The organism is uncultured Campylobacter sp. (assembly GCF_938017705.1).
Lineage (GTDB): Bacteria > Campylobacterota > Campylobacteria > Campylobacterales > Campylobacteraceae > Campylobacter_B.
In genome coordinates this window covers 41,142-53,339 of the sequence record NZ_CALIIS010000005.1, presented here as the reverse complement: position 1 = coordinate 53,339, position 12,198 = coordinate 41,142, and the positions used below count along the sequence as shown (strand labels likewise).

At 48.5% G+C, this 12,198-nt stretch carries 11 protein-coding genes; 7 read left to right on the top strand and 4 right to left on the bottom strand.

Features of this window, described 5'->3' with window-relative positions:
- Positions 1–592, top strand: a 592-nt coding sequence (locus Q0605_RS00425; RefSeq protein ID WP_298703263.1) for a transporter substrate-binding domain-containing protein, incomplete at its 5' end; no start/stop codon positions are given.
- A 17-nt stretch (positions 593–609) separates the two neighbouring features.
- Positions 610–1,416, top strand: coding sequence for a transporter substrate-binding domain-containing protein (locus Q0605_RS00420; RefSeq protein ID WP_005873330.1), 807 nt, complete (start codon positions 610–612; stop codon positions 1,414–1,416).
- Between the two features lie 233 nt (positions 1,417–1,649).
- On the opposite strand, the gene Q0605_RS00415 is transcribed toward Q0605_RS00420, so the two are convergent.
- Positions 1,650–2,393, bottom strand: a complete 744-nt coding sequence (locus tag Q0605_RS00415; protein WP_298703262.1) for a hypothetical protein — start codon at positions 2,391–2,393, stop codon at positions 1,650–1,652.
- Between the two features lie 744 nt (positions 2,394–3,137).
- A complete protein-coding gene (gene radA, locus Q0605_RS00410; RefSeq protein ID WP_298703261.1) occupies positions 3,138–4,487 on the bottom strand; it encodes a DNA repair protein RadA in 1,350 nt (449 codons plus the stop codon).
- Positions 4,488–4,697: 210 nt separating this feature from the next.
- Here radA and brnQ point away from each other — a divergent pair, with 210 nt between their 5' ends.
- The 3 genes from brnQ (at position 4,698) to Q0605_RS00395 (ending at position 8,340) form a co-directional block, all read left to right on the top strand.
- Positions 4,698–6,029, top strand: coding sequence for a branched-chain amino acid transport system II carrier protein (gene brnQ / locus Q0605_RS00405; RefSeq protein ID WP_298703260.1), 1,332 nt, complete (start codon positions 4,698–4,700; stop codon positions 6,027–6,029).
- 187 nt (positions 6,030–6,216) lie between these two features.
- A complete protein-coding gene (locus Q0605_RS00400; RefSeq protein ID WP_298703259.1) occupies positions 6,217–7,863 on the top strand; it encodes a hypothetical protein in 1,647 nt (548 codons plus the stop codon).
- 24 nt (positions 7,864–7,887) lie between these two features.
- Positions 7,888–8,340, top strand: coding sequence for a hypothetical protein (locus Q0605_RS00395; protein WP_298703258.1), 453 nt, complete (start codon positions 7,888–7,890; stop codon positions 8,338–8,340).
- A gap of 229 nt (positions 8,341–8,569) precedes the next feature.
- On the opposite strand, the gene ftsY is transcribed toward Q0605_RS00395, so the two are convergent.
- Together ftsY and Q0605_RS00385 are read right to left on the bottom strand one after the other, a co-directional pair.
- Positions 8,570–9,433, bottom strand: a complete 864-nt coding sequence (gene ftsY, locus Q0605_RS00390; protein ID WP_298703257.1) for a signal recognition particle-docking protein FtsY — start codon at positions 9,431–9,433, stop codon at positions 8,570–8,572.
- The gene (locus Q0605_RS00385) at positions 9,433–10,002 is read right to left on the bottom strand and encodes a TlpA disulfide reductase family protein (RefSeq protein WP_298703256.1); all 570 of its coding nucleotides are present in this window, start codon (positions 10,000–10,002) and stop codon (positions 9,433–9,435) included. Before Q0605_RS00385 ends, ftsY begins: the two co-directional genes overlap by 1 nt.
- An 82-nt stretch (positions 10,003–10,084) precedes the next feature.
- On the opposite strand from Q0605_RS00385, the gene Q0605_RS00380 reads away from it, so the two are divergent.
- Complete coding sequence (locus Q0605_RS00380; protein ID WP_298703255.1) at positions 10,085–10,702, top strand: 5-formyltetrahydrofolate cyclo-ligase; 618 nt, start codon at positions 10,085–10,087, stop codon at positions 10,700–10,702.
- Positions 10,635–12,188 carry a ribonuclease Y gene (gene rny, locus Q0605_RS00375; protein WP_298703254.1) on the top strand — a complete coding sequence of 518 codons (1,554 nt, stop codon included), beginning with the start codon at positions 10,635–10,637 and terminating at the stop codon, positions 12,186–12,188. The genes Q0605_RS00380 and rny overlap by 68 nt, the downstream gene beginning before the upstream one ends.
- Positions 12,189–12,198: the final 10 nt, after the last annotated feature.

The following is a 12,198-nucleotide window of genomic DNA, read 5'->3' as shown; positions in this document are numbered from 1 at the left end:
GCTCATACCGGTAACAAACGAAGTGCGTTTTCCGATGCTGCAAAACAATCAGGCAGATATGATAATCGCGGCTGCAAGTATCACTGAAGAGCGTAAAGGCAGCGTGGATTTCTCGATGCCGTATTTTACGGTAAATTTGGGAATTTTAACGAAAAAAGACTCAAATATTCACAAAATAGGCGATCTGATGGGTAAAAAGATCGGCATCATCCGCAAGACTACCGGCGAGGCGTATATCAAAAAGGACGGCGGTTATAATGTTTCTTATTGCAACGATTCGGTCGATTGCTATAGGAGATTAAAAAGTGGCGAGATCGACGGGTATTGCAACAACAACCTTTTTGTAATGGTCTATCCGATCGTAGATCCTGCAGTCGAAGTCAATATAAAAAATTTAGGCGATAATGTATTCTTGGGCGTCGCGGTGCAAAAGGGTAACGTGGAGCTGCTAGAAGCGATCAATAAAGGCTTGATCGCGCTTAGCAAAGAGGGCTTTTTCAAAAAGGCTTACGAGGACACTTTCGAATCCTTCTATAAAGGCACCGTCGATAAAAAATATTTCTTACTCGACGATCTTTACAGCTTTTTTTAATAAAAAAGGAATTTAAAATGAAAAAATCACTGTTTTTAATTCTTCTATCTTGCATCTTTGCGCTTGCGAATTCTTTAAGCCAAATAAAGCAGAGTAAAGTCATTCGTATCGCTGTCTATGAAAACGAGCCTCCATTTAGTAGAGTTACGGATAACGGCTTTGAGGGCTTTGACGTAGAGCTTGCTAATGCAATCGGAGGCAAAATTTTAGGCGATACCGGCGGCAGGATCGAGCTCATACCGGTATCAGCGCAAGCGCGCTTTCCGTCCATTCAAAATAATCAGGCAGATATGCTTATCGCGGCTGCAAGCGTTACTGAGGAGAGAAAGAAAAATTATGAGTTTTCGATGCCCTATCTTTCGGTAAATTCCGGAGTTTTAACCAGAAAAAGCGACAATATCCAAAAAATGAGCGATCTGCGAGGTAAGAAAGTAGGCGTCATCCGCGGCTCGACGGGCGAAGCGTTTATGCAAAAGGACGGCGGCTACAATCTAGTGTATTGCAAAAATTCCTCCGATTGCTACAAGCGGCTAAAAAGCGGCGAGATCGACGGCGCGTGCGACGATAATCTATTTGTGATGGTCTATCCGGTCGCAGATCCTAGCGTCGAGGTTAATATCAAAAGCCTCGGCGAGAACGTATTTTTGGGTATCGCGATGCAAAAGGGCAACGCAGATCTCGCAGAAGCCGTCAATCAAGCGCTTATCTCGCTTAGTAAAGAGGGCTTTTTCAAAAAAGCGTATAACGATACTTTCGAGCCGTTCTACAAAGGCACCGTCGATAAAAAATACTTCCTTTTAGACGACATATACAGCTTCTTTTAGAATTTTAAATTTGATGTGGGTTAGGATTTGAAGCTTTCGGCTTTAAATTCTAACCCGCGCATAACCGGTGCGTCATTAAAATTCCATCTCAAAATTTTGTCCTAAAAATCTCATTTCAAATTTTATTGGTCCCACTGCCGCGCCTAAGCCCAGCGTACACATGGCGGTTGCAATCTTTAGTATTTGCGAGTATTTACGGCGCGCAAAATTAGATCGAGCTAAGCTTTAAATTTTTACTCCGAGCCCTTGGAATTTTTTAAATCCTGCATGCGCTCCTGCTGAGCCTGTATGAACGCGCCGTATCTCGTAAAAAGATAATCTTTGATCTCAAAAATCATCAACGTAAAAATCGAAGGCAGCGTAAAAAATCTAATCGTCATAAATACAAGATCAAGCGCGCTTAGCTCATCCTCGCTAGCGCGATACCCTCCCGAGCCCGCGGTTAAAATCCCGTGCAGTGCCTCGTAGTTGTAAAGGATGAAAATCGTCACGAAAAGTGTGGAGAGCTTCGATACGATCTTGTTCATGATCTGCGCTACGTCCTCGTCGGCGATCACCGACATCGCAAACCACACGATGGTGAAAAACAGCGGAAAGACGATGTTAAAATTTAGCGAGTTATCAAGCTTCTGTGCGCCCGTCACCGCGATGATCGCAAACACCGCCGCAAAGGGGATCACAAATAGCGCGAAGGTCATCGCCGATTTTATCGCTTTAAAAAAGCTATACGCAAGCAGTGGCGAACCCAAAGCAAGCAAAAAGATCGTCAGCGCGTAGTTTGCTTTGGCAAAATCGTATAGGTTAAACAGCGCAAATACCGACGCTGCTGCAAGTAGCGGCACGCTTAGTTTAAAGAGCGCCCCATATTTGGCGTAAGCGTGCGACACGACGGCGTCGAGCTTGCTAAATTTGACGTTTAAGCTTTGCGCCCTGATGAAAAACAAAATGACGAATTTGACGATTACGTTTGGGCTCATACGCACCTTTCCGTTTAAATTTATAAAATTTTATCCGCGCTAAATTTAGTAAATTTTATCCGCGGAACCTGTCCGTAGAATTAGGCTTTGCCGACGGCTTATGCGGTCTGCGTTAAAATTTCATTGCGCTCTCGCTGCGTTGCTATCTTGCCGCCTTGTAGGCTTTGTCTTTTGGCTACGTGAGGCGGACCTGCGCGCTTTGGCTTGCGTAGCGTCTCGTTAGCAAGCCCCCTAGGTTGCAGCGTATCGCAGTAGCGCTCATTCGGCTCGGCGCGCGATACTTTGCTTGTGGTATCCGCACTCGCGTATGAGAGCTTGGCGCCGCTAAAATCTTACCGGCTCTTAGCCCTATGCGATACGTCCTGCGCGCCGCGATAGAATTTTGTGTGACGCAAGGACCTATCGGGCTTGGCTTTGCGCCGCATTGTGGCAAAATTTTAAAATTTATGCTGCAAAGCGCCTATCTTGCTCACTAGGATGTGCCGCGAATGATTAAATTTTAACCGCACCGTCGCCGAGCCGTTTTAAATCTCAAACGAATTTTTGAGCCGCTACGATACGTGAAATTCCAAAAATCGCGCCTTAGCGATCAAGCTCATTTGCGCTTGCTTGTGAGCCATGCAAAAAGCGGCGCACTTGCGCCCCTCGCCGCGCCCATGCAAAAGCAACGCGTCCCTTGCCGCTCAAAGTCCATTTCCGCTCGCTTGCGCCGCCCGCCAAGCCGAGGCTAAGAAGCGCGCCGCCTCACATCCAATCTAAAATTTGTGTGATCTCGGTGGCGTGAAAAATTTTAAGCCCTTGCGCGTTTTGCGGCTTCATCGGGACGATCGCGTTTTTAAATTTCTGCATCGCGGCTTCTTTCAGGCGCGCATCGAGGTTGAATATCTCTCTGATCTCGCCGTTTAGGCTCACCTCGCCGATGAAGACGCTCTCTTTGCTGATCGGGCGGTTTTTGAAGCTGCTTACGATCGCCGCGACGACGGCGAGATCGCACGCCGTTTCGGTGATTTTTACGCCGCCGCTTACGTTTACGAAGACGTCGTATCCGCCAAGCCCGATCTCAAGCTTGCGATCAAGCAGCGCTAGAAGCATATCCAGACGGTTTTTATCAAAGCCCGTGGCGCTGCGCTTCGGATAGCCGCTCTCGCACACGAGTGCTTGGATCTCCACGACGAGCGCGCGCGTGCCCTCCATCGTGATCGTGATCGCCGAGCCACTTACCGCCTTACCGCGCGTGAAAAATTTACTCGCGACGTCCTTGGCGCTTACGAGCCCGTGCGGCCCCATCTCGAAAATCCCCACCTCGCTCGTAGCCCCGAAGCGGTTTTTAAAACCGCGCAAAATTCTAAGCTGCTTGCTCGCATCGCCCTCGAAATACAGCACCACGTCCACCATATGTTCTAGTATGCGCGGGCCCGCGATCGAGCCCTCTTTGGTGATATGGCCGATGATGAAGATCGAAATCCCGCGCGCTTTGGCAAGTCGCATCAATTCAAACGTGATCTCGCGCACCTGCGTGATCGAGCCCGGCGCAGAGGGGGCTTTGTCGCTAAAAAGCGTCTGGATGCTGTCGATGACGATAAACTTATAATCCCTGCGCTCGACCTCTTCAAGCACGGCACCCAGATTTATCTCGGTGAGCAAAAACAGCTGCTCGCTTATCGCGCCAAGCCGCTGCGCGCGCATTTTGATCTGGCTGGCGCTTTCCTCGCCGCTTACGTAGAGCACGGCGCGGCCGCTGCTTGCTAAATTTGCCGCGATCTTAAGCAGTAGCGTGGATTTTCCGATGCCCGGGCTGCCGCCGATTAGCACGAGCGAGCCCTCTACGACGCCGCCTCCGAGGACTAAATTTAGCTCGCTATCCTTGGTGTCGATGCGCGAAATTTGCTCGATTTCTATCTCGCTGATCGCTTTGGCGCTTGCGGACGAGGCACGAGCAAGCTCGCCCTCGATCTCTTTTAGCGCTTTGATCTGAGCGGGCTTGAGCTCGATGAAACTATCGAATGCGCCGCAGTCTGGGCATCTGCCGAGCCATCTGCTTTGCTGATTGCCGCAGTGCTGACACTCAAAAATCGTAGTTTTAATCTTCGCCATCTTTATTCCTCGTTCATTTTGTCTAAATTTAGCCTTGAATTTCGTGAAATTATACTTAAAATTTTTAAAATTTTAGCCGCCCCGCGTGCTGTTTGCGGAATCAAAAATCGCGAGATAGAGGATTTGCGGCTAAATTTAGGCTAAATTTAAATATGTTTTAAATATTTATAACTATAATACAAACTTCACTTTATTTAAAGAAGGTTTAAGATGAAGGGCAAGCTTAGTAGAAGCCAGTTTTTGACGATATCGCTTACGCTGTTTGCGATGTTTTTCGGTGCGGGAAATTTTATTTTTCCGCCGGGCTTAGGCAAGGATTCCGGACAGAATTTTTATATTGCGATAATGTTTTTTTGCGCTACGGCGGTGCTTCTGCCGGTGCTCGGCGTTGCGGGTATAGCTCGTGCCAAGGGGCTTCAGAGCTTGGTGCGCCGCATAGATCCCGTGTTTGCGATCGTTTTTACCGCGCTTTTATATCTTACGATCGGGCCTCTTTTTGCGATACCGCGCGCGGCGAATATGCCCTTTGACATCGCGATCAAGCCTTTTATCGGGCAAGATAGCCTTCAAATTTGGCTATTTGTTTATTCTGCGGCGTATTTTGCGCTGAACTATTACATCTGTATGAACCCTTCAAAGCTCGTCGATCTGCTCGGAAAATACCTCACGCCGATACTTTTGGCGCTTATTTTGCTGCTTTTTGGCGCGGGATTTTTATTTCCGATCGGAGGTTTCGTCGCTCCTAGCGGAGAGTATATCGATCACGCCGCAGCAAAGGGCTTCGTAGAGGGCTATCAGACGATGGATGCGCTTGCCTCGCTGGCATTTGGAATCATCGTGATTAATGCCATTAAAGCAACCGGCGTGAGCGACGAAAAGCACCTCGTCACCTCTACGATAAAAGCGGGAATGATGTCGGGCGTCATACTGATGACGATATATTTTATGCTGGGCTATCTGGGCGCGACCTCCGCGGAGCTTTTCAAAGATACGCCGAATATCAACGGAGCGGAGCTTTTGTCGCGAGTAAGCGATCATTATTTCGGAAGAGTTGGCGTCGTGATCCTAGGCAGCGCGTTTTTCCTAGCTTGCATCACCACGACTCTTGGCCTTATAAGCTCGGCTAGCGAATACTTCGAGGAGCTTACGAAGGGCAAGATCAAATACAAAACCTGGGTGATCGCTTGGTGCGTGATCGGCTTTGGAGTCGCAAATTTCGGCCTTACGACCATCATCAAAGGCTCCATCCCCGTGCTCGTCGCAATCTACCCGATCTCGATCATGCTGATAATCCTCTCGCTGATCAATCCGTGGATCGATTCGAGCAAGCTGATTTACCGCGCCTGCGTCTATGTCTGCGTTGTCGAGGGCGTCATAAACGGACTTGATATTTTGGGGATTTCGGTGCCGCTTGTAACGTCGTTTGTGAAGATGATGCCGTTTTACGATTCTATGCTCGGCTGGATCGTGCCTAGCACCTTGACCTTCGCCGTGACCTACGTGCTGCATCTGATCTTTGAAAAAAGAGACGATAGCTTTTAAATTTAAGAGCTATTTTAAAATTTAGCCGGGCTCTACGGGGCTCGGCACACTTCTAAATTTTAATTCGTCGCCGAATTTAATCTCCCATATTTTTCCATAGAATTTTGAGATACAAGATAAGCCGCCTTCAAAATTTAACTTAAATTTACGATAAAATTATCAAAATAAAATCGCAAAAGGAAATAAGATGGATAAACGGGATGAGGCGCTAAATCTGGCGCAAGATTTCGAACGCGACGGCTTTAGAGTGCCTGGTTTATATGAGCGATTTTGGCGACTGCAAGGCGACGAGACGGCGTATTTTACGCTATCGGACAGTCTGCTGCGCGGGCGGCAAGAGGGCGGCACGCTGCTAAAGGACGCTCTGGACTATGTAGGCGAGGAGGATTTTAAGGCTCTGATTGCTACGGCGGTTGAAATTTTGCGCGAAGAGGTGGCAGAGGGGCGCGAAACGAAGCAGGACGAAAGCGCGGCACAGACGGGAGAGAATGCACGCTCAGCGTGGGCGGACGAAAGCGCAGGCAAAAGTGTACGGCAACGCGGCAGAGATGAAAAAAGCGCACGCTGGAAAAACGCCGAAGAGGTAATCGCTGCGGCAAGTCTCGAGTTCGCGCCGTTTTTGCACCCGTATCTGGGCGAGCTTTTTAAATTGCAGCCGAACGAGAGCACGTATTACGCGGAGTATCCGTGGCGCGGGCTTAGCTATGAGGGCTCGCAAATCTGGCGCGAGAAGCTTGCGGATCCGCAGACGAGCAAAGACGATAAGCAAAAAATTTTTAGCTGTCTGCTGCAAACCCGCGATCCGCGAAACGTAAAATTTGCCTGTGAGTTCGCGCTTGCGGAGGATTTTTTCGATCGCCCGTGCGACCTATTAGAGTATATCGGCTATTGGCTGGAGGCTGTCGGATTTACCTTTGAGCGGACTAAATTTAACGCAGACGGCGTGGCTCAAACGGCAGCGGATGAAATTTTAAAAACGGATGCAAACGAATGTGTCGGCGTCAAACAAACCCAAACGAGCGAGCGCAACGTATCGCGAGCTAACGTAAATTTAAATGAAACGTGCAATGTGGCAAGCGTCGTTAAATTTAACGCGGACGAAACCGACTCCGATAAATCACAAAAAGCGCCGAACGATGAAATTTGCTTTGGCGGCGAGAAATTTATGCTCAAAAGATACTGCGGCCAGCGCGTGTATCACATAATCTTTCCGCGCGGCTATTTCGGCGCACCCTATGCACCGCATCTGGCGAAGCACCATCCGACCTGGCGGCTTGATGGCAGCGAGGTAGGCTATAAGCTCGGCGGGGTTTTGGACGAGGCGGACGGCGATGCGCAAAATCCGCTATTTCATCTCATCACGCTTGATCCGCTGCCCCGCGACTTGCCCGTGCGATCGCTGCCTCGCCTAACCCTCGCCGCGCACGTCAGAGAGATAAACGAAGGCGAGATAGTCTTTTACGAGCACGACGCGCAGGGTATGCCACGACGTATCGGCGAAAGGACGCAGGTCGAATACGCCTTTGACGAACCGATAAAGGAGTGCGAAGTAGCACTTGCGCCTACGCCCGCCCGCTGGACGGCTCAGGACTGGGGGATGTCAAATAGTAGGCAAAACCTCGCGCGCATCGGCGGCGAGCCTTCATGGATACAGGGCGCGCAGGTGCCGCGCTGTCCGATATGCGGCGAAAAGATGGAGTTTTTGATGCAGCTTGACAGCGAGCTTCCAAGCTGCGAGCAAGGCGGTGAGGTGATGTTTGGCAGCGGCGGGATTTTATATGTGTTTTGGTGCGAGCGGACGCGGGTGAGCGCGTTTTTTATGCAGTGCACGTGAGTAAAATTTAAGAAAAACGCGCAAATGGACGGACGGATAATCACGGCGAAAATAAAAAGAAAGGGCCGTATTTGGTATTTTGACGATTATTTTAAGTCGCTTCGCAAGAATGAAAACGAAATAGCAAAGCCTATCAGGCAGTTCGTCTCGGATCCAAAAAGGTATCTGTTCAGTACGAAAGAGACCCTTCACGACGCCGTTTTGACTGAATTTAAATTCGCTATTTTAAAAAACGAAGATAGACTAGCAATGAAATTTTTATCGCCATATGGGGATAGAAATTTTAAATTTGTTTTCAAAAACGTCCTAGCCGTCCGCTTCAAAACGGACGACAAGAGCTTTAAAAATAACGATCTGATAGTTCATCAATTTTCGCTAAAGCGGGAAGGCGTTTGCGAGTATGATTTTATCTTTGCGAGCGGACAGAGGATAACCGTAAAATTTAAGCGGCTTGAGATCATTGAAGAATTCTCGTAAGCGCACCGCGTTGCAGGCGGCGGGATTCTACATGTTTTGATACGAATGGACGCGGACGAGCGCGTTTTTTATGCAGTGCGTGAGCTAAAATTTTGTAAAATTCTAAAACGAAAATCGCAAAATTTTAAGTAAAATTTATTCTAAGATAATAAAGCGGCAAAATTTGCCGAGCATTTCAGCGCGTAAAATTTAAGCTTGTTCGGCGAGAATATGTAAATTTACGCAGAGCCTAAGCGTAAATCCCATCCACCAGCGTCTCTACAAACTCATCCGAGTTAAATTCCGCCAAATCCTCCATCCGCTCGCCCACGCCGACGAAAAGTATCGGCAGCCGCAGCTCGCGCGCTATGGCGAAAAGTGCGCCGCCTTTGGGCGTGCCGTCAAGCTTCGTGATGATGATGCCGTCAAGCCTTACGATCTCGTTGAACGCCCTGGCTTGCGCGACGCTGTGATTGCCCTGAGTGGCGTCGAGCACGATGATCTTGCGGTGCGGTGCGCCGCTTTTTGCGCGGTCGCATATTCGCACGATCTTTTCTAGCTCCGCGGCTAAATTTTTCTGGTTTTGCAGGCGCCCTGCGGTGTCGATCAGGACGCGATCAATGTTTTTGGCACTTGCCGAACTAATGGTGTCAAACGCCACGGCTGCGGGATCGTGCCCTTGCGCGGTCGCCACGATCGGTAGATTTAGGATCTGCGCCCATTTGCGCAACTGCTCGACCGCGCCCGCGCGAAAGGTGTCGCATGCGCCTAAAATCACGCTTTGGCCACTATTTTTATATAAATTTGCAAGCTTTGCGGTTGTTGTAGTTTTGCCCGCGCCGTTTACGCCCAAAATTAGCTCGACGAAAGGCTTTTCATCCGCAGGACGGGCAATCTCGTAATTAAAATAGCTCTTCAAAACGCCTTTAAGATCATCTTTAGCGACTAGCTTTTTTGCGGGCAGCTTTTCTAAAATTTCCTCCACGAGTTCGTAGCTTACGTCGGCTTCAAGCAGCATCTCTTCTAGGATTTCTTTTGAAATTTTATCTTCGCTTTTCGCGCCTCGCATCGCGTCTATGGTCTTGCTAAGCCCTTTTTTAAAAAATTCGAACATCAGAAAATTTTCTCCAATTCGGTCATTAAAATTTCTTCCGGCATCAGCCCGAAATACTGCGCGCTAAACTCGCCCTTTTCGTCGTATATCGCCATATACGGCACTTCGTTTATGCCGCCTAGCGCCTTTGTAAAAAAGTCCGTCCCTTCGCCGTAAGCGATCGCGTAATTTACTTCGTGTGCGCTTGCGTAATTTTTTGCATCGTCTAAATTTGCATCACCGATCATCACGCCGATTATGTCAAGCTTGCCGGAGTAGGCTTGTTTGGCGGCGTTTAGCGCGCTTACCTGCACGGCGCAGGCGTCGCACCACGGCGTAAAAAATGCAAATAGCGTCACGGAGGAGTTATTATCGATTCGAAAGCCTTGCTTTGTCTTTTGCATATTTAAAATTTTTCCGTTACTTAGCTGAAGTGTAAAAGGAGCGGTATAATCGACCTGGATTACGGCTTCGGTTTCGGACTGTGGCTGCGTGGCGTTGCTCTCGGTGCTACTTTGCTCCTCGTCGCTGCCGCAACCCGCAAGAAACAAAAAAGCCGTAAAAAGCGCTAGAAAAAAACGAAATTTCATAATAAACCTTGAGAATTTTATCGCAAAATTATACAAAAAATAGCTAAAATAAGCGTTAATATTTTATTCGAAAGTTCAAACGATGCTAAAGAATGAATTTAGAAAAGCTTGCAAATCCCGCCTAAAATCTCACGCCGCGCGCGCAGCTAGATGCGAGCATTATGCGCTTTTAAGGCGCATAGAGGGTCTGGTAAAATTTTTAAAAGCGCGTAAAATTTTGATATTTTTGCCGATGAGCTACGAGCCTAACGTTTTGATTTTAAGAAAAAAGCTATCAAAAAGCTGCGAATTTTACGTTCCGTTTATGGTGGATATTAGCTTAAAAATGGTAAGATTGCGCCAGCCTTTTAAAATTTCGCGCTTTGGGTTGCGACAGACGCTGCCGCAAAATGGGTATTTTAAAAAGGTCGATCTAGCCGTGGTTCCAGCTATCGGAGTGGATGGCGCAATGGCTAGAATAGGACATGGGAAAGGATTTTACGATATGTTTTTTTCTGGTCTTAAGCTTAAGCCCACAATCGCGTTCGTGAGTATAAAAGACTGCTTTTGCAGCGAAATTTTATCGTTTGATCACGACGTAAAGGGCGATTTTTACATAACTCCGAGCCAAAATTACCTAAAAAGAGGAAAGTATGATAGAGATTTTAATCGCCTTGTGCGCTCTTGCGGTGGGCGCTGGCATAGGATACTTAGTAGCTAGAAAGATCAATAACGCCAATTACGATTTCTTCGTAGAACAAGCCAAAGCTAAAGCTAAAGCGATAGAATTTGAAGCTGAGGGCATCTTGCGAAATTCTAAAATTTCGGTGCAGGAAGCCGAGTTTGAAGCGAAGAAAAAATATGACGACAAATCAAGCAAACTACAGAAGGAATTTAACGTTAAATTTGACGAGCTCGGCAAAAAGGAGCACGCGCTTCTAACCGAGCAAGAGATTTTAAAAGACAGCAAAAAAGAGCTCGAAAGCGCCAAAAAAGAGGCGAAATTCCTTTACGAAGAGGGCTCGAATTTAAAGAAAAGCTATGAAGAGAAGCTCTCCGAGGCTCTTAAGGTGCTTGAGCGCGTGGCGGGCTTTACGCAGGATGAAGCGCGTGCGCAGGTGCTTAAGAAGGTCGAGGAGCAAAGCCGCACCGACATCGCTCACATCGTGCGAAAGTATGAAGAGGAAGCCAAAAAAGAGGCGCGAAAAAAGGCGAATTATATTTTGGCGCAGGCTACGTCGCGCTTTGCGGGCGAGTTTGCGGCAGAGCGACTTATCAACGTCGTAAATATCAAAAACGACGAGCTAAAAGGCCGTATCATCGGCAAAGAGGGGCGTAACATAAAGGCGCTTGAGATGACCCTTGGCGTGGATGTCATCATCGACGATACCCCGAATGCGATCATCGTAAGCTCACATAATCTCTACCGCCGCGCCATCGCCGTTCGCGTCATCGAAACGCTTATTGAGGACGGTAGAATTCAGCCTGCGCGCATCGAGGATATCTACAAAAAAGTAAGCGACGAATTTGAAGCTAGCATTGCGGAAGAGGGCGAAAATATCGTAATGGATCTAGGTCTTAGTAAAATTCATCCCGAAATTTTAAAACTCATCGGCAAGCTTAAATTTCGCGCCAGCTATGGACAGAACGCCCTTGCGCACAGCCTTGAAGTCGCACATCTTGCGGGCATTATCGCCGCAGAAACGGGCGGAGATCAAAAGCTGGCCAAGAGGGCGGGCCTACTTCACGACATCGGCAAGGCGCTGACTCACGAATACGAGGGCTCGCACGTGGATCTGGGCGCTGAGGTTTGCCGCCGCTACAAAGAGCATCCGGTAGTTATAAACGCGATCTACGCCCACCACGGCCACGAGGAGGCCACAAGCGTAGAAAGCGCCGCAGTCTGTGCCGCAGACGCGCTAAGTGCCGCGCGTCCGGGCGCTAGACGAGAGGTGCTAGAAAGTTATCTAAAACGCGTTAGCGACATCGAAGCGATCGCGATGAGTAAAACGGGCGTTAAGCAGGCCTACGCGATCAATGCGGGTCGCGAGATCCGCGTCATCGCAAATGCTAAGCTTATGAACGACGACGAGGCGGTTTTGGTCGCTAAAGAGATTGCCTCCGAGATCCAAGATAAGGTTCAATTCCCAGGCGAGATCAAGGTTAACGTCATACGCGAGCTTCGCGCGGTCGAGATAGCCAAATAAGGAGTGTGAA

Coding starts and splice junctions, on each gene's coding strand:
- rny (WP_298703254.1), top strand. CDS start 10,635: ATGATAGAGATTTTAATCGCCTTGTGCGCTCTTGCGGTGGGCGCTGGC.
- Q0605_RS00420 (WP_005873330.1), top strand. CDS start 610: ATGAAAAAATCACTGTTTTTAATTCTTCTATCTTGCATCTTTGCGCTT.
- Q0605_RS00415 (WP_298703262.1), bottom strand. CDS start 2,393: ATGAGCCCAAACGTAATCGTCAAATTCGTCATTTTGTTTTTCATCAGG.
- radA (WP_298703261.1), bottom strand. CDS start 4,487: ATGGCGAAGATTAAAACTACGATTTTTGAGTGTCAGCACTGCGGCAAT.
- ftsY (WP_298703257.1), bottom strand. CDS start 9,433: ATGTTCGAATTTTTTAAAAAAGGGCTTAGCAAGACCATAGACGCGATG.
- brnQ (WP_298703260.1), top strand. CDS start 4,698: ATGAAGGGCAAGCTTAGTAGAAGCCAGTTTTTGACGATATCGCTTACG.
- Q0605_RS00380 (WP_298703255.1), top strand. CDS start 10,085: ATGCTAAAGAATGAATTTAGAAAAGCTTGCAAATCCCGCCTAAAATCT.
- Q0605_RS00400 (WP_298703259.1), top strand. CDS start 6,217: ATGGATAAACGGGATGAGGCGCTAAATCTGGCGCAAGATTTCGAACGC.
- Q0605_RS00385 (WP_298703256.1), bottom strand. CDS start 10,002: ATGAAATTTCGTTTTTTTCTAGCGCTTTTTACGGCTTTTTTGTTTCTT.
- Q0605_RS00395 (WP_298703258.1), top strand. CDS start 7,888: ATGGACGGACGGATAATCACGGCGAAAATAAAAAGAAAGGGCCGTATT.